This window comes from Mycobacterium sp. IEC1808, from assembly GCF_002101935.1.
GTDB lineage: Bacteria > Actinomycetota > Actinomycetes > Mycobacteriales > Mycobacteriaceae > Mycobacterium.
The window spans coordinates 293,296-310,087 of sequence record NZ_LQPV01000006.1; the positions used below are offsets into that span (position 1 = coordinate 293,296).

Annotated in this window: 17 protein-coding genes; 8 read left to right on the forward strand and 9 right to left on the reverse strand. The window is 68.7% G+C overall.

Features of this window, described 5'->3' with window-relative positions:
• Window positions 1-3 precede the first annotated feature (3 nt).
• From AWB92_RS04945 to AWB92_RS04955, 3 genes are read right to left on the reverse strand one after another with little or no spacing between them, the layout of a single operon-like run.
• Window positions 4-306: a hypothetical protein gene (locus AWB92_RS04945; RefSeq protein WP_068138498.1), complete on the reverse strand. Its 303-nt coding sequence runs from the start codon at window positions 304-306 to the stop codon at window positions 4-6.
• A gap of 19 nt (window positions 307-325) precedes the next feature.
• Complete coding sequence (locus AWB92_RS04950) at window positions 326-829, reverse strand: DUF2771 domain-containing protein (protein ID WP_085184304.1); 504 nt, start codon at window positions 827-829, stop codon at window positions 326-328.
• Entirely contained in the window at window positions 826-2,490 is a 1,665-nt protein-coding gene (locus tag AWB92_RS04955) for an MFS transporter (RefSeq protein WP_142281944.1), read from the reverse strand. Before AWB92_RS04955 ends, AWB92_RS04950 begins: the two co-directional genes overlap by 4 nt.
• Before the next feature lie 131 nt (window positions 2,491-2,621).
• Here AWB92_RS04955 and AWB92_RS04960 point away from each other — a divergent pair, with 131 nt between their 5' ends.
• Window positions 2,622-3,551 (forward strand): DUF3027 domain-containing protein, encoded by a 930-nt coding sequence (locus tag AWB92_RS04960; RefSeq protein ID WP_085184306.1) that lies wholly within the window; start codon window positions 2,622-2,624, stop codon window positions 3,549-3,551.
• Here the strand turns inward: AWB92_RS04960 and AWB92_RS04965 are convergent.
• Both AWB92_RS04965 and AWB92_RS04970 read right to left on the reverse strand, forming a co-directional pair.
• A complete protein-coding gene (locus tag AWB92_RS04965; RefSeq protein ID WP_085184307.1) occupies window positions 3,548-4,003 on the reverse strand; it encodes an SRPBCC family protein in 456 nt (151 codons plus the stop codon). The genes AWB92_RS04960 and AWB92_RS04965 overlap by 4 nt on opposite strands.
• Before the next feature lie 22 nt (window positions 4,004-4,025).
• Window positions 4,026-4,301, reverse strand: a complete 276-nt coding sequence (locus AWB92_RS04970; RefSeq protein WP_085184366.1) for a DUF2530 domain-containing protein — start codon at window positions 4,299-4,301, stop codon at window positions 4,026-4,028.
• Between the two features lie 174 nt (window positions 4,302-4,475).
• Here AWB92_RS04970 and AWB92_RS04975 point away from each other — a divergent pair, with 174 nt between their 5' ends.
• From AWB92_RS04975 to AWB92_RS04985, 3 genes are read left to right on the forward strand one after another with little or no spacing between them, the layout of a single operon-like run.
• Window positions 4,476-4,907 (forward strand): MarR family transcriptional regulator, encoded by a 432-nt coding sequence (locus AWB92_RS04975; RefSeq protein ID WP_067154866.1) that lies wholly within the window; start codon window positions 4,476-4,478, stop codon window positions 4,905-4,907.
• Window positions 4,904-5,728 (forward strand): RNA methyltransferase, encoded by an 825-nt coding sequence (locus tag AWB92_RS04980; RefSeq protein ID WP_241523362.1) that lies wholly within the window; start codon window positions 4,904-4,906, stop codon window positions 5,726-5,728. The genes AWB92_RS04975 and AWB92_RS04980 overlap by 4 nt, the downstream gene beginning before the upstream one ends.
• Window positions 5,725-5,997: a DUF2537 domain-containing protein gene (locus AWB92_RS04985; RefSeq protein ID WP_085184367.1), complete on the forward strand. Its 273-nt coding sequence runs from the start codon at window positions 5,725-5,727 to the stop codon at window positions 5,995-5,997. The genes AWB92_RS04980 and AWB92_RS04985 overlap by 4 nt, the downstream gene beginning before the upstream one ends.
• Window positions 5,998-6,138: 141 nt before the next feature.
• Here the strand turns inward: AWB92_RS04985 and sepH are convergent, their stop codons facing one another.
• Both sepH and serC read right to left on the reverse strand, forming a co-directional pair.
• Entirely contained in the window at window positions 6,139-6,894 is a 756-nt protein-coding gene (gene sepH, locus AWB92_RS04990; protein ID WP_068107543.1) for a septation protein SepH, read from the reverse strand.
• 121 nt (window positions 6,895-7,015) lie between these two features.
• Window positions 7,016-8,134, reverse strand: a complete 1,119-nt coding sequence (gene serC / locus AWB92_RS04995) for a phosphoserine transaminase (protein WP_085184309.1) — start codon at window positions 8,132-8,134, stop codon at window positions 7,016-7,018.
• Window positions 8,135-8,344: 210 nt separating this feature from the next.
• Between serC and AWB92_RS05000 the strand changes: the two genes are divergently transcribed.
• Complete coding sequence (locus tag AWB92_RS05000; RefSeq protein ID WP_085184310.1) at window positions 8,345-9,370, forward strand: diiron oxygenase; 1,026 nt, start codon at window positions 8,345-8,347, stop codon at window positions 9,368-9,370.
• Window positions 9,371-9,387: 17 nt separating this feature from the next.
• On the forward strand, window positions 9,388-11,076 hold the full coding sequence (locus AWB92_RS05005) for an FAD-dependent oxidoreductase (protein ID WP_085184311.1): 1,689 nt from the start codon (window positions 9,388-9,390) through the stop codon (window positions 11,074-11,076).
• Here the strand turns inward: AWB92_RS05005 and AWB92_RS05010 are convergent.
• Together AWB92_RS05010 and AWB92_RS05015 are read right to left on the reverse strand one after the other, a co-directional pair.
• On the reverse strand, window positions 11,073-11,531 hold the full coding sequence (locus AWB92_RS05010; protein ID WP_085184312.1) for a VOC family protein: 459 nt from the start codon (window positions 11,529-11,531) through the stop codon (window positions 11,073-11,075). The genes AWB92_RS05005 and AWB92_RS05010 overlap by 4 nt on opposite strands.
• 154 nt (window positions 11,532-11,685) lie before the next feature.
• Entirely contained in the window at window positions 11,686-12,807 is a 1,122-nt protein-coding gene (locus AWB92_RS05015) for a citrate synthase 2 (protein ID WP_085184313.1), read from the reverse strand.
• A gap of 72 nt (window positions 12,808-12,879) precedes the next feature.
• Between AWB92_RS05015 and pdxH the strand changes: the two genes are divergently transcribed.
• Window positions 12,880-13,539: a pyridoxamine 5'-phosphate oxidase gene (gene pdxH / locus AWB92_RS05020; RefSeq protein WP_085184314.1), complete on the forward strand. Its 660-nt coding sequence runs from the start codon at window positions 12,880-12,882 to the stop codon at window positions 13,537-13,539.
• 68 nt (window positions 13,540-13,607) lie between these two features.
• The gene (locus AWB92_RS05025) at window positions 13,608-16,223 is read left to right on the forward strand and encodes a tetratricopeptide repeat protein (protein ID WP_085184315.1); all 2,616 of its coding nucleotides are present in this window, start codon (window positions 13,608-13,610) and stop codon (window positions 16,221-16,223) included.
• Window positions 16,224-16,792: the final 569 nt, after the last annotated feature.

Genomic DNA, 16,792 nt, shown 5'->3' on the forward strand with positions numbered 1-16,792 from the left:
CGGCTACTCGTCTCGCCATTCGCTGCGCGCTCGCATGTCGTCCTCGTACGCCTGTGCTTCCGCCGCCATCTGCCGGAAGGCCGAGGCGGTTTCGGGTTTGTTGAATTCTTCGTTCAACCCGGCGGGCAGCAGGCGGATCAACTCGACCACGAACTGCAGGGACCGGCCGCTGTTCAGCGCGTCCGTGATCGAGTCGATCATGTCCTGAAACTGCATGTCGCTGTTAGTCGCCGCGGCCAGTGCGAGCGTCACGGCGGCGCGGCGGGTGTCGTCGGGCCAGATCGAATCGTTGTGCGGTGGTTTCATTTTGGCCTTCGGCGGAATGTCAGGAGTTCAGCCGCACCGACCATTCCGCGTGCGGGACGGCGCGAACGGCGTTGATGTCATTTTGTTGGCCGTCGTCGACCACCAACGTCAGCAATTGCACGACGATCCCGGTCAGCTTGCCGCGCTGCGGGTCCACCGCCGGAATGGTGACCGCGAGGCGCGCGCCCGGTCGAAACATGGTCGCGGTCGTGTTGGCGGGATCCTCATAGACCTGCAACAGGCGCCAGGGTGCCCGTGCGATGGCGTCGGGAACCGAAAGTTGCACCGGGTAGTGCTCGTTGAGCGGTAGCTCGCCCTGGGTCTGCGGCGTCTGGCAGTCGTTGAGGTTGAGCACATCGCAGTACAGGTACGGCCCCACCCGGGTGAGGTGCCCGTGCGTATAGGCGCTGATCTCGGGCTGCTGGGGGCCGGTGCGGCGCACCAGAATCCAGGTTCCGACGCCGACCCCGAGGCACGCCAGCGCCACCACGGCCGCGACGAGCGCGACCACGCCGCGTTTCACTCCGGCACCGCCGCCGGCCTGCCGGCGCCCCGGCGCGTGCCCTCCTGCTCGACCATGACGGGCCGGTTGCCGCCGAGTCCGGGGATCAAGGAGTCGCCGCGGAAGCTGACGAGGGTCTGGGCCAGGCCGAGGATGAGCAGGGCGCTGACGGCGGTGAAGCCGACCCAGAGCTCCGTGTACACCAGGACGCCGAGCGCCCCACCCAGCACCCAGGCCAGCTGCAGGGTCGATTCCGATCGCCCGAATCCCGACGCCCGCGACTCCTCGGGCAGATCGTGTTGCAGCGAGGCGTCGAGCGAGGCCTTCGCGATGGCGCTGGAGCCCGAGGTGATCAACGTGGCGATCACCGTCACCATCAACGTTCCCGCCACGGCGGCCGCCAGGGCGACGGCGCACACCGCCACCGCGCAGCGCACCACCAGCACGGCGGGCCTGCCAAGCTGCAGGCGCGCGCTGGTGAAGTTGCCGGCGAAGTTGCCGATCGCGGCGGCGGCCCCGATCATGCCCAGCATGGCCAGCTGGGCCCATCCGTTGGCCTGATGCGCCTTGGCGACGAACGCCGGGTACAGGAACAGGAAGCCCACCATCACCTTGATGGTGCAGTTGCCCCATAGCGAGGTGATGATGTTGCGGCCCAACGGTTGTCGGAGCGTTCCGCCGACCTTTTTAACCTCCTCGGGCCATCGGCGCCGCCCGTCGCCGTCGCGTCGGTAGCTCAGGGTGGCCGGGACTTCACCCGCGGTCACCTCGACCCAGCGCGGGATGCGCATCGACAGGAAGGCGCCCGCGATCGTGACGGCGACGACGACGAACAACGCGCCGGGGAGCTTGAAGAGGTGCGTGCAGACGAACTCGACGCCGCCCGCGATGGCGCCGCCGGCGATGGTGCCGCCGAGGAGACCGAACACGGTCAGCCGGGAATTCACGCGCACCAGGTCGATGGACGGCGGCATCACCCGTGGTGTCACCGCGCTGCGCAGCACGCTGAACGACTTGGACAGCACCATCATCGCCAGCGCGCACGGATAGAGCACCATCGACGGGAAGCTGCCGGTGGCGCCGTCGTAGTTCATGATCAGCAGCACCGCCAGCAGGGTGCGCAGCGCGAACGACAGCGCGAGCGCCACGCGCCGGCCGTGCTGCAGGCGGTCGAGCGCCGGGCCGATGAGCGGCGCGATCACCGCGAACGGCGCGATCGTAATCAACAGGTAGAGAGCCACTTTGGACTTGCTCTCCCCGCTGGCCGCGGCGAAGAACAGCGTGTTGGCCAGCGCGACGGCCATCGCCGAGTCGACCGCGAAGTTGGCGACCACGGGCCACGTCAGCGCTGTCAGGCCCGACTTGTCGGCGCCGTCGGCGGTGGCGGCGCGCTGCACCATCCAGTACATGCGCGAGCCCATTTCGCGGCTGCGCATCGCGGCGGCGCGGGTGACGGTGATGCGTTCGCTGGCGGTGGACCCGCGTGGGGTCGGGCCGCTGTTGCGGTCGGGCTCGGACTCCTCGCCCAGCGGTGGGAGGTACCGGTTCGCGCTCGGCATCGGCGGCGGACGGCGCGACGGGCGAGAGTCGGAGTCGTCGGCCGGGTAGTTGGCCATCCCCGGATGCTGGTTGGCCGAACCCTTGCCGTTCGGGCGGGGCCGGCGGCCCGGGTTAGCGGCCACCCGGCCCCGAGCATCACGCCGGCGTCCAGACACCACTCAATTCTGTCCTATACCGGCAGGCAACAGGGCGTGGCTCGCCAACCTAGTATGGAGACGCACTGTAGTCCGATCGCCACGAGAGAGGGGGCAGCGTGACCGGACCCACGGAAGAGTCAGTGGAACCCGCCGCCACGACCGTGGCCGAGTGGGCCGACGAGTTGGCCGCGCTGCTCACCGGTGCGGCCGATCAGGCCAGGGCCGCCGTCGAGGAGTTCGCCGGCCCGGAGGCCGTCGGGGACTACCTGGGCGTCAGCTACGAGGACCCGAACGCCGCGACCCACCGGTTCCTGGCGCATTTGCCCGGCTACCAGGGCTGGCAGTGGGCGGCCGTCGTCGCCGCCTACCGCGGCGCGGAGCACGCCACGATCAGCGAAGTCGTGCTGATCCCCGGCCCGACGGCGTTGCTGGCCCCGGAGTGGGTGCCCTGGCAGGAGCGGGTGCGACCGGGCGATCTGGGTCCCGGCGACCTGCTGGCGCCCGCGGTCGACGACCCTCGGCTGGTCCCGGGCTACGCCGCCAGCGGTGACCCGCAGGTCGACGAGACCGCCGCCGAGGTCGGGCTGGGCCGCCGCTGGGTGATGGGCCCGGTGGGCCGCGCCGAGGCGGCCGAGCGGTGGCACACCGGCGACTACGGTCCGGATTCGGCGATGGCGCGTTCGACCAAGCGGGTGTGCCGCGATTGCGGTTTCTTCCTGCCGCTGGCCGGAGCGCTCGGCGCGATGTTCGGGGTGTGCGGCAACGAGCTGTCCGCGGACGGGCACATCGTCGATAAGCAGTACGGCTGTGGCGCCCATTCGGACACACCGGCCCCGGCCGGCACCGGCTCGCCGATGTACGACCCCTACGACGACGGCGTGCTCGACGTCGCGGAGAACCCGCCGCCGGCCCAGGCCGAGGCGGTGGAGTCGCCGCCGGACGTGCCGGAGCCTCCGCAGGAGTCGTTGGAGCCTTCGCAGGAATCGCCGGAGCCTCCGACCGAATCGTCGGAGCCTTCGACCGAGCCGACCGAACCGGGGGACTAACCCTTCTCGGCCGCGGCTTTGATCCTCGCCAGCGAGGTATTCATTCCCTCGAGCAATTCCCGCTCGAAGATCGCGTTCCCGCCGAAGATTGCCTTGACCGACAGATTCGAAACGGCGGTGACGCCGTTCTCGGCGTGGCGGCTCTCGACCACCCGCGTGCCCTGACCGTTGGGCTCGAGCTCATAGGTCCACACGGTGTGGTTGGTGTTGACCCGGAACGCCAGCCGCTTCTCGGGAACGACCTCGAGCACCGTGCTCGTGGTGGGCCAGTAAACCCGGTTACGGCGGTTGAAGTTGATGGTGCGGGTGCCCGGACGCATTGGGCCGAGGGGCCGCATCAGGCGACACTGCGGGCTCCACTGCGGCATCCGTCGGAAGTCGGATATCAGTGCCCAGACCTTGGCGGCCGGCGCGTCGATGTCGATCTGCGCTTGCAGCAGCGGGGCGACCATCGCTCCTCCCGGGTCGGTGAATCTACTTGCGGTCGAGGTAAGTTTCGAGGCCGGTCTGCGCGCCGCGGGCGCCGCGGCGCGCGGCGGCAAGTTGCAACACGAAGATGCTGGTGCCTATCACTCCGACGCCCAGCCCGCCCAGCGTCACCGGGCGCCAACTGTGCAGAGCGGGCACGACAAACGCCAGGACCGCGCCGATCAGCCAACCCACGAAGCCGACCACGACCACGGGCCACACCTCGAGCAGCGAGGCCGGCAGCGGCGGCGCCTCGCGGCCGTGGCCGGGTTCGACAGTCATCGCGATCAACATAGCCCGGCGACGATGCAGGCCGCAGGGCGGCCTGAGGTCGGGGCACCTCCCGCTTGCGGGGAGAGTCGGGCGATTGGAACGAGCGCCCGCGAGCAAAGGACCAAAGTCCGTCGTTGGACGTTTCGTATCCCGTCTTTCTCGCGTTGCGTGTACCCTCGCGCCATGCCTGACAGCGATGCGCGGCTGGCGAGCGACTTGTCGCTGGCAGTCATGCGGCTGGCCCGCCAACTGCGGTTCCGCAACCCGTCATCGCCGGTGTCGCTGTCTCAGCTGTCGGCGCTGGCCACGCTGGCCAACGAGGGCGCGATGACGCCCGGCGCGTTGGCCATTCGCGAACGCGTCCGACCCCCGTCGATGACCCGGGTGATCGCTTCGCTGGCCGAGATGGGTCTGGTCGACCGCACCCCGCATCCCGTCGACGGCCGGCAGGTCCTCGTCTCGGTGTCCGAGTCGGGCGCCGAGCTGGTCAAGGCGAACCGTCGGGCCCGCCAGGAATGGCTGGCAAAGCGGCTGGCGACGCTGGACGTCGAACAGCGCGACACGCTGCGCGAGGCCGCCGACTTGATGCTGGCCCTCGTCGACGAAGGCCCGTGACCGACGGCTTGGACGTTCAGGACGTCACCGATCCCGACGATCCCCGCCTCGACGATTTCCGCGACCTGAACAGCGTCGATCGGCGTCCCGATCTGCCGACCGGCAAGGGCCTGGTGATCGCCGAAGGCGTGCTTGTGGTGCAGCGCATGCTGGCGTCCCGGTTCACCCCGCACGCCCTGCTGGGCACCGAACGCCGGCTGGCCGAACTAGAGGACGACCTGGCCGGCGCCGCCGCGCCGTACTACCGCGCCTCGGCCGAGGTGATGGCGAAGGTGGTCGGCTTCCACCTGAATCGCGGCGTGCTCGCGGCCGCCCGCAGGGTGCGGGAGCCGAGCGTCGTGGAGGTGGTCGAAAACGCCCGCACCGTCGCGGTGCTCGAGGGGGTCAACGACCACGAGAACCTGGGCTCGATCTTCCGCAACGCGGCGGGGTTGGGGGTGGACGCGGTGGTGTTCGGCGCGGGCTGCGCGGACCCGCTGTATCGCCGCGCCGTGCGGGTGTCGATGGGCCACGCCTTGCTGGTCCCGTATGCGCGGGCCACCGAGTGGCCCAGCGACCTCATGTTGTTGAGAGAGAGCGGATTTCGGCTGCTGGCGATGACCCCGCAGCGCGAGGCCTCCGCTTTGGCCGAGGCGATGGCCGCGGCGGTCGACGAACGCGTCGCGGTGGTGGTGGGCGCCGAGGGCCCGGGCCTGACGAGGGCCACCCTGCGGCTCAGCGATGTGTGGGTGCGCGTCCCGATGTCGCGGGGTACCGACTCGCTCAACGTCGCGACGGCGGCGGCCCTGGCCTTCTACGAGCGGGCTAGGCTCACGTGGTGAGCGACGAGTCCGTCCCCTGGGCAACGGGTTTGACGGTGTCCGCGTTCGTCGCCGCGGTCACCGGGATCGCCATCGTCGTGCTGAGCCTGGGGTTGATCCGGGTGCATCCGCTGTTGGCGGTCGGCCTGAACGTCGTGGCGGCGGGCGGGTTGGCGCCGACGCTGTGGGGTTGGCGGCGCACCCCGGTGCTGCGCTGGTTTGTGTTGGGCGCGGCCGTGGGTGTGGGGGGCGGGTGGGTGACGCTGCTGGCGCTGACCGTTTCGGGCTAGCGGCTCGGGCGTTGCGCGTGAATCGTGGGCCTTGTGTGTGAGCTTAGGGCGCAACAATCGGCCAGATGCCGCCGTCACTTCACACCGAAAGCCCTGAGCGCACAGTCAAAGCGCTGGCCGTTTCGGGCGCTTAGCGGGTGTCTACCGCTGCCCGCCTGAGCGCACACCGAGCAGCACGTCCTCCCAGGCCGGGATGACCGGCTTGCCGCGCCGGGTGTGCACCGGCTGTTCGGGCGGGGCGGGCGGCGCCGGCTTCGGCTCTTCTTCGCGTTCGAGTTGGGCAACCCGTGCGAGCGGCCGCAGGGGACGCTCGAAGTTCGGGTCGATGAGCTCGCTGGCCGGGTCGTCGATCGCCGTGACGGTGCCGCCGTGCGCGCCGGGAGTGAAGCAGAAGTGCGCGATGTTGTCGGTGCGGCCCGCCTTCCAGGCGAGCTGCACGGTCCAGCGGCTGTCCTCGTTGCGCCAGGCGTCCCAGCTGAGCCGGTCGGGTTCGAGGCCGCGCGCGACCAGTGCGGTGCTGATCGTCTCCAGCAGGGTCAGCACCGCGGGCCCATCGGCGAGCATCGGGTGCGCGGCCGTTGCCAGCTCGGCGGCGCGGGCGCGTTCCAGCAACACCGGATGCGCGAACCTGCGGACCCGCACGATGTCCGAGCCGGACGCCGCGGCCACCTGCTCGACGGACGCGCCGGCGCGGATGCGGGCCTGGATTTCCTTGGGGCTCAGCATGTTTGTGACCTGCATGTCGAGCGCCGGCTGCTCGGGTGGTGGCGACTCGCCGCGCAGGGCGGCGCGGAGTCTGTCGTCGGCCGCCAGCTTGAACCGATCCGCGGGGTCATCACCCTCGCAGATGATGTATTTGCCGTCGTCGTCGAGACCAACCACTTTGAGTACCCGCATGGCTTCTCCTCGCAGGCTCCGTCCCGCTGCGCGACGGACCCGTCAGGTGCGCACTCTAGTGCAGCTAACGCCGGTAACCCCCTCTGACACGCTGGCGGGTTGCAGGCCGATGACCGAGAGGTTAAAGGCGCTCGACCACCCAGTCGACGCACTGGGTCAGCGCGCCGACGTCCTCGGGGTCGACCGCGGGGAACATCGCGACCCGCAACTGGTTGCGGCCCAGCTTGCGGTAGGGCTCGGTGTCGACGATGCCGTTGGCCCGCAAAGTCTTGGCGACGGCCGCGGCGTCGACGTCGTCGGCGAAGTCGATCGTGCCCACCACCTGAGAGCGCAACGCGGGGTCGGTGACGAACGGCGTGGTGTACGGGCGCTCCTCGGCCCAGGAGTACAGCCGCTGCGACGAGTCCGCCGTCCGCTTGACCGCCCAGTCGAGCCCACCGTTGCCCAACACCCAGTCCAGCTGCTCGGCCATCAGCGCCAGGGTGCCGATCGCCGGGGTGTTGTAGGTCTGGTTCTTCAGGCTGTTCTCCACCGCGATGGGCAGCGACAAGAAGTCGGGAACCCAGCGGCCGGACGCGGCGATCGACTCGACTCGCGCCAGCGCGGCCGGGCTCATGACGGCCAGCCACAGCCCGCCGTCGCTGGCGAAGTTCTTCTGCGGCGAGAAGTAGTAGACGTCGGCCTGGGTGATGTCGACCGGCAGCCCGCCCGCTCCCGAGGTCGCGTCGATGAGGACCAGCGCGTCGTCGGCGCCGGCCGGCCGGCGGACCGGCACCGCGACCCCCGTCGAGGTCTCGTTGTGCGCCCACCCGATGGCATCGACCGACGGGTCGCTCTGCGGCTCGGGGGCGCTGCCGGCGTCCGACTTGATGATGATCGGGTCGCCGACGAACGGGTTCTTGGCGACGCAGGAGGCGAACTTCGAGCTGAACTCGCCGAAAGACAGGTGCAGCGAGCGCTTGTCGATCAGCCCGAAGGCGGCGGCGTCCCAAAACGCCGTCGCGCCGCCGTTGCCCAGGATGACCTCGTAGCCGTCGGGCACCGAGAACAGCTCCCTGACGCCGGAGCGGACCCGGCCCACCAGATCCTTGACGGGCGCCTGCCGGTGCGACGTGCCGAACAGCGGCGCCGCGGTGGTGGTCAACGCCTTCAGTTGTTCGGGCCGGACCTTCGAGGGACCGGAGCCGAAGCGGCCGTCGCGGGGTTTGATGTCGGAGGGGATCTCGAGCTGGTCAGCCATGTCAGTCAGCCTAGTGAGCGCTCCGGGGAGGCCGACGCCGTGGGCCGAGGTTGCCGGCCGAACCCGTGAGGTGTGTGAGCCACGCCACATCGCTCGGGTGACCACCGGTCAAGCCACAGTGCCTCCGACCGCTCTAGAAAAATACCCAGTACCTGCGGTACTGTCTGGACATTGCACGTCCGAATGTAAACCTCGTTGGGGAGGCTTGGAATGGACAGGACGCGATTGGTCCGGCGTTGGCGGCGCAACATGGAGGTCCGCGACGACGCCGAGTACGTGAACATGCTTGCCACACTGTCCGAGGGGTCGGTGCGGCGGAACTTCAATCCGTATACCGACATCGACTGGGACTCACCGGAATTCGCGGTCACCGAGGGCGACCCCCGGTGGATCCTGCCGTTGACCGACCCGCTGGGCCGCCATCCCTGGTATCAGGCCCAGTCCGAGGAACGCAAGATCAAGATCGGGATGTGGCGGCAGGCCAACGTCGCAAAGGTGGGCCTGCACTTCGAGTCGATCCTGATCCGCGGACTGATGAACTACACGTTCTGGGTTCCCAACGGATCGCCGGAATACCGGTATTGCCTGCACGAATCGGTCGAAGAGTGCAACCACACCATGATGTTCCAGGAGATGGTGAACCGCGTCGGCGCCGACGTTCCCGGCATGCCGCGGATGCTCAAGTGGCTGTCGCCGCTGGTTCCGCTGGTCGCCGGCCCGTTGCCGGTGGCGTTCTTCATCGGGGTGCTGGCCGGCGAGGAGCCCATCGATCACACGCAGAAAAACGTTCTGCGCGAAGGCAAGTCGCTGCACCCCATCATGGAGCGGGTGATGGCCATTCACGTGGCCGAGGAGGCCCGGCACATCTCGTTCGCGCACGAATTCTTGCGCAAGCGGCTGCCGGAGTTGTCTAAGCGGCAGCGCTTCTGGACGGCGTTGTATCTGCCGGTGACGATGCGGGTGTTGTGCCAGGCGATCACGGTGCCGCCCAAGGCGTTCTGGCGGGAGTTCGACATCCCGCACGAGGTCAAGAAGGAACTCTTCTTCCGGTCGCCGGAATCGCGAAAGTGGTTGAGCGACATGTTCGCCGACGTTCGGATGCTCGCCTACGACACCGGTCTGATGGAAACGCGTTCCGCACGGCTGATGTGGCGGCTCTGCAAGATCAACGGCAAGCCGTCGCGCTACCGCAGCGAGCCGCAGCGCCGGCACCTGGCCGCCGCCCCGGCCGCGTAGCACCCCGCGGGTTATCCATGCCGCACGTTATTACCCAGTCGTGCTGCAATGACGGGTCCTGTGTCTTCGCCTGCCCGGTGAACTGCATTCACCCCACACCGGACGAGCCGGGCTTCGCGGCGTCGGAGATGCTCTACATCGATCCGGTGGCCTGCGTGGACTGCGGTGCGTGCGTGAGCGCGTGCCCGGTGGGCGCGATCGTGCCGGACACCCGGCTGGAGCCCCAGCAGCTGCCTTTCGTCGAAATCAACGCCTCGTTCTACCCCGAGCGACCCGCCGACGTGAAGCTGCCGCCGACGTCGAAGCTGGCCCCGGTGATCCCGGCCGCCGAGGTGCGCGCGCGCCGTCGGCCGTTGACCGTGGCCATCGTGGGATCCGGGCCGGCGGCGATGTATGCCGCCGACGAACTGCTCACCCAAGACGGGGTGCGGGTCAACGTCTTTGAGAAGCTGCCCACGCCCTACGGATTGGTGCGCGCCGGGGTGGCGCCCGATCACCAGAACACCAAGAGGGTCACCCGGCTCTTTGACCGCGTATCGCGCCACCGCCATTTCCGGTTCTACCTCAACGTCGAGGTCGGCGAGCATCTCAGCCACGCCGATCTGTTGGCCCACCACCACGCCTTGCTGTACGCGGTGGGCGCCCCGGACGATCGCCGGTTGGACATCGAGGGGATGGGCCTGCCGGGCACTGGCACCGCCACCGAGTTCGTCGCGTGGATCAACGGGCATCCCGACTTCACCGATTTGCCGGTCGATCTCGGTCACGAACGCGCGGTGATCATCGGCAACGGTAACGTCGCCCTCGACGTGGCCCGAGTGCTGACGGCTGACCCGGAGGACCTCGCCCGAACCGACATCTCGGACCACGCGCTGGAAGCGCTTCGCCGCTCGGCCGTGCGGGAAGTGGTGATCGCGGCCCGGCGCGGGCCCGCCCATTCGGCGTTCACTCTGCCCGAATTGATCGGGCTGACCGGCACATCCGAGGTCGTGCTCGACGCCGCCGACCACCAGCGCGTGGCGAGCGATCTGGCGAGCGTTTCGGATCCGCTGACCAAGACCAAGCTGGAGATCCTCAGCAAACTGGGCGACGCTTCGGCACCCTTGTCGCGCAAGCGGATCCGGCTGGCCTATCAGCTCACGCCCGAGCGCGTGCTGGGTGAGCGGCGTGCGACCGGCGTGGAGTTCTGTGTCACCGGCACCGAGCAGGGGCAGCGGCTCGAGGCGGGCCTGGTGCTGACGTCGATCGGCTACCGCGGCAAGCGGATTCGCGACCTACCGTTTGACGAATCCGCGGCCGTAGTGCCCAACGACGGCGGCCGCGTCGTCGAGCCCGGCTCCGGCCTCCCGGTGACCGGCGCGTACGTGGCGGGGTGGATCAAGCGCGGGCCGACCGGGTTCATCGGCACCAACAAGTCCTGTTCCGTTCAAACCGTGCACGCCCTGGTGGCCGATTTCAACGAAGGCAGGTTGACCGATCCGGTGGCCGGGCCGGGGGCGCTGGATGAGTTGGTGCGCGCCCGCCAGCCCGACGTCGTCGACTCCGCGGGATGGCGCGCCATCGACGCCGCGGAGATCGAGCGGGGCGGCCACGATGGGCGGCCTCGCACCAAATTCACCGCGGTCGCCGACATGCTCGCCGCGGCGGCCGCGGCGCAACCGGCGCCGCGGATGCGACGCCGGCTGCTGGAGCGGCTGCGCGGTTAGCCGGCGCCCTGCCCGGCCATTGCGGCCGCGATCTCGTCGGGGCTGACCTCGCGCACCGGCTGTCCCAGCGACCAGTGGTGACCGAACGGGTCGGCGACGACGCCGTAGCGGTCTCCCCAGAACTGGTCGTCCAACGGCGCCACCACGGTGGCGCCCGCGTCCAGCGCCCGCTGGAACTTGGCGTCGACGTCGGTGACCGTCAGGTGAATGGTGACCGGGGTCCCGCCAAGCGACTTGGGCGTCATCGACTTGCCGCCGCAGGTTTCCGGGAAGTCGTCGTTGAGCATCACCGTGAAGCCGTTGATGCGCAGCGCGGCGTGGACCAGCCTGCCGTCGGGACCGGGCACGCGGCCCAGCTCCTCGGCGCCAAAAGCCTTGACGTAAAAGTCGATCGCCGCGGCGGCGTTGTCGACCACGAGGTGCGGGGACAGCGCCGGTTCGATGTTGATCGCCATGATGGCCTCCTCTTGTCGGTCTCGGATGCCAGCCCAGGCGGAGACTGGCTCACGGTTATTGACTTGGCCCGCGACCCAAACTCATCGCGGCCGGATCCATTGAACCGCCGGGTACCGACAACTAACGGACGCTTGCGTGACGCCAGCGCGAAGATCAGGCAGAGGTGAGAACCCGGTCCCAGCCCTCGACGTCTTCCGGGCTGCGCGGGCCCGGTCCGACATAGATGGCCGACGGGCGCACCAGCTTCCCGAGCCGCTTCTGCTCGAGGATGTGGGCGCACCATCCCGCGGTGCGACCACAGGTGAACATCGCCGGCATCATGTTGGCCGGCACCCGGGCGAAGTCCAGGATGACGGCGGCCCAGAACTCGACGTTGGTTTCGATGGCCCGGTCCGGGCGCCGCTCCCGCAGTTCGGCCAGCGCGGCCTGCTCCAGCGCGACCGCGACCTCGTGCCGCGGGGCGCCGAGCCGTTCCGCGGCCGCCCGCAGCACCCGCGCCCGCGGGTCCTCAGCGCGGTAAACCCGGTGGCCGAATCCCATCAGCTTGTCGCCGCGGTCCAGGATCGACTTGACCAGGCCGCGGGCGTCGCCGGTGCGCTCGACCTCCTCGATCATTGGCAGCACCCGCGCCGGGGCACCACCGTGCAGGGGGCCGCTCATCGCCCCGATCGCCCCCGACAGCGACGCCGCGACGTCGGCGCCGGTCGAGGCGATCACCCGCGCGGTGAACGTCGACGCGTTCATGCCGTGCTCGGCGGCCGACACCCAATAGGCGTCGATGGCCTCGACGTGCCGCGGGTCCGGCTCGCCCTGCCATCGGGTCATGAAGCGCGCTGTGACGGTGGGGCATTCGTCGATTACTCGCTGCGGAACGGCCGGCTGATAAATGCCGCGCGCCGACTGTGCGACGTAGGACAGCGCCATCACCGAGGCCCGGGCCAGCTGGTCGCGGGCGGTGGCCTCGTCGGTGTCGAGCAAGGGCTTGTAGCCCCAAATGGGGGCCAGCATCGCCAAGCCCGCCTGCACGTCGACCCGCACGTCGCCGGTGTGGATGGGCAGCGGGAACGGCTCGGCGGGCGGCAGCCCGTGGCCGAACTTTCCGTCGACCAGGAGCGCCCAGACGTCGCCGAAGGTGACCTGCTGAGTCACCAGGTCTTCGATGTCGACGCCGCGGTAGCGCAGCGCGCCGCCGTCTTTATCCGGTTCGGCAATTTCGGTGGTGAAGGCCACCACGCCTTCCAGGCCGGGGACAAAGTTTTCGGGGACAACAGTCATGGGAGAAATTCTCGCACCCCAGCTACAGGCGGACGCTACCGGCCGGTAGCTACCGCCGGTAGCGTGGGCGCAATGGCTGGACCAGCGGAGGAACACCTGCAGAGGATGCGCGTCGAGTACGGGTCGGTCGAGAAGGACGGCAGCCCGGACCTGGATGCGGATTGGTTGGCCGACGGGTGGCTTGCCTTGTTCCGCAAGTGGATTGAGGACGCCGAGCGCGCCGGGGTGGCCGAGCCGAACGCGTTCGTGTTGGCCACCGTCGCCGACGGCCGGCCGGTCAGCCGATCGGTGTTGTGCAAGAGCGCCGACGAGACCGGGATCACTTTTTTCACCAACTACGACTCGGCCAAGGGCCTCGAGCTGGCGGCGACGCCCTACGCGTCGGCCACCTTCCCCTGGTACCTGCTCGGCCGGCAGGTTCATATCCGCGGCTCGGTCACCAAGGTCGAGCAGCAGGTCACGCAGGATTACTGGTCCCAGCGGCCGCGCGGCTCGCAACTGGGCGCCTGGGCGTCGCACCAATCGCGGCCGATCGCCTCGCGCGCGGCGCTGCTCGACCAGCTCGACGAGGTCACGAAGCGCTTCGCCGCCCTGGAGGACGTCCCGGTGCCGCCCAACTGGGGCGGGTACCTGCTCGCGCCCGAGGTGGTCGAATTCTGGCAGGGGCGGGAAAACCGGGTGCACAACCGGATCAGGGTCGCCGGCGGCCGGGTCGAGCGCCTGCAGCCTTAACCGGCCTCGGGCGGGGGCCGTGTACAGAATGGCCCAGCAATTGCCGTGATCGCACGTAGTCTGCTGACGTGCGTTTGTCGTGGCCGTTGGTTGGTCGCTCAGAGGAGACCGGTGCTATCGAGGCCGCCATCTCGGCTTCGGGTGTTTCCGGGATCGTCGTCCACGGGGCGGCGGGTGTGGGCAAGAGCCGGATCGCCCGTGAGGCCATGTCTGCCGCCGAGTCGCACGGATTCGAATGCCGGTGGGTGGCCGGCACGTCGTCGGCGCGCGCGATTCCGCTCGGTGCTTTCGCCGCGTGGGCTCCGTCAGGCGTCACCGATACGGTTCAGCTGCTGCGGGGGGTGATTGAGTCGCTGACTGCGACACAGTCGTGCGCCACGGTGGTGATGTGTGTGGATGACGCACACCTGCTCGACGATTTATCGATGTTCGTGGTGCATCAGATCGTGCAGCGCGGCGCGGCAAAAGTAATCCTTACTGTGCTCGACGGCGAGCCGGCTGCCGCTCTGCAAGAGGCATGCTCCGTTGGCCAGTTCGACCGGCTTGACCTCCAGCCGCTGGCCTTCGATGAAAGCACCACACTGCTTTCGGCAACTTTGGCCGGGCCAGTGGATCAGGGGGCCGCCGAGCGGCTGTGGAAGCTGACGCGCGGCAACGTGTTGTACTTGCGCAACATCGTCGAACAGGAGGTCGCTGACGGCCGCATCGTCCAACGGGGCGGGTTTTGGCGGTGGCTCGGGGATCCGGTCATGCCCCCCGGGTTGGTCGAGCTGATCGAATCCCGCATCGGAACCCTGCCGGCGCCGGTCGGCGAGGTGATCGACGTGCTGGCTGTGGGGGAGCCCATGGAACTCGCGGCGTTGCAGCGCATCGCGGATCCGGCGGCGATCGAGGAAGCTGATATCCGTGGCATCATCACGGTCGAGCCAGTCGGTCACGCTATCGAAGTGCGGGTGGCGCACCCCCTCTACGCCGAGGTGCGCCGCAGACACGCGGCGCGCACTCGGCTGCGACGTTTGCGCGGACTGGTCGCCGCCGAGCTCGCCGCAACCGATGACCGCGACGACGTCCAAGTCCTTGTGCGCCGCGCCTCATTGACTGTCGACTCCGACCTCAAGCCGGACGCCGACCTACTCGTGCGGGCGGCCCACGGCGCCGTCTGGCTGGCGGACCTACCCCTCGCCGATCGACTCGCCGCAGCGGCAGTCCGCGCCGGAGCGGGACCCGAGGCAAAGTTTCTTCGGGCGCATGCCCTTTCGTGGTCGGGCCGAGGTGCGGAGGCCGAAGCGGTATTCGCCCAGATCCGCGCCGACCAGTTGACCGACGCCGAGCGCGGCAGACTCGCGTTCCTGCGGGCCAGCAACATGTTGTGGGCACTGGGTGAACCCGAGCGCGCGAAAGCGATGATCGACGAGGCCGCGGACAGCACATCACCCGCTGCCCGCAGCTATATCGATGCCTTCCTCACCGTGTACTGGTTTGCCACGGACCAGCCGGATCCGGCGATCCGGGCGTCAAAGAACCTGGTTTTGGACGAGTTGCCGCCCGTCGTCGGCGCCGAGATCGCCTGGGTCTTGGCCAGCATATTCGCGGATGCAGGGCGCACCGCAGAAGCCGTAGCCGTCGCGGAGGCTGGATACACTGCTGCGGCAGAGTCTTTCGATGCCCCCCACATGAGGTTCAACATCGCTGATTCACACGTCAGTGCGCTGCTACTGGCCGGCCGGATCGCGGACGCGCTGGACGTGGCCGACCGGGTGCGCCAGCAAGCGGCCGACCTGCCGGGCGCCGCTCAGTTGCTCGGTGCCGCCGTGGCGGGTCGCGCCGCGCTGGGTGCCGGACGCCTTAAATCCGCCCGAACGTTGCTCGCACAGGCAGTGGGACTTTCCGCCACGCATGCTTTGGGATGGGGATACCGCTACAGCGTCTCGCGCGCGAGCGCGCTCGCGATGTGCGGATCAACCGCTGAGGCGGCCACCGTGCTTGCCGCCGTCGACTCTCAGCGACGGCCATTCCGACAGCTGGACTTTGAACGGAGCGTGGCTCGAGCATGGGTCGCCGCAGGACAGGGCGCCGTCAGTGAGGCGATTGCCATTTTGTTGGCGGCCGCCGAAAGAGCTTCTGCTATAAATCAATTCGGGGCCGAAGTGATCTGCCTACAGACCGCCGCCCAGTTCGGCGATCACTCCGGCGCACTCAGAATGGGCGAACTGGCATCGATCGTCGAGGGACCTCGGGTTGACGTGGCTAGACGGTTCGTCGTCGCTCTGCGTGACAGCGACGCCACCGAACTGGCCGTGGTGTCGGAAGAATTCGAGCGTATCGGCGACCTGGTTGCCGCCGTCGATGCCGCCGCCCAAGCGGCCCTCGTCTATCGCAGCCAGGGCCGACGCGGATCGGCGTTGCAATGCGCGGCACGCGCGGAGGCACTGGCCGAACAATGCGGAGGGGCATGGACTCCTGCGCTTCGTCAGGCTAGCGAGCCCGTGCCGTTCACCGACCGTGAACGAGAGATTGTGACGCTGATCGGTGAGGGGCTGTCTAACCGCGCGGTGGCGGAGCGACTGACTCTTTCGGTGCGCACCGTGGAAAGCCACATCTATCGGGCGATGGCAAAGACTGGAACCGCCAGCCGCGAGGAGCTCGCCACCTTGATCCCGCGCCAAAGGGCACGGCCAGAGTGATGTCGCGGCTGCTCGCGTGCGCTCGGCGTCGATGATTAAGTATCGCCATACTGCATCGGCTCCGATGGCCGATGAACTCAGCTGACTCCATCGCGCTCGGCGCCGTCTACCGTTCCGGTATTAACGGGCGCCGACGCTGCGCGACGCCGGTGTCAATGCCGAAATAATTCGCCCGTACGCCGAAGTTGAATCTCCGTGCTGGCGCCTTTGGCGTGCGTCCGAGCTGAAACTCGTTGCGGCGCAACTCGCAGCCGATGATCGCCCCCAACCCGGTGCCGCTGAGGTAAGGGCTCGTACCGAGGGAGGTCTTGTCGCAGTATCGGCGCGTCTGGATGTCCGGCGGACGGCCCGACCCACAGCCGTCTGAGGGAGACCCTACTGCTGCGCAAGGCTGCGGCTCTGCAGTATCGCGCCGCGATAAACCGAGATTGAGGTATCGCACTACTGCGCTCGTCGTTCTCCAGTCGAGTGATGATTTCGGCGATGACTACCGCAACACCGGCCAACCGTGTCGATGCGACGACGACGATCGCTCGATATGCGACCGGCCGCCATCGGTCCAATGGCCG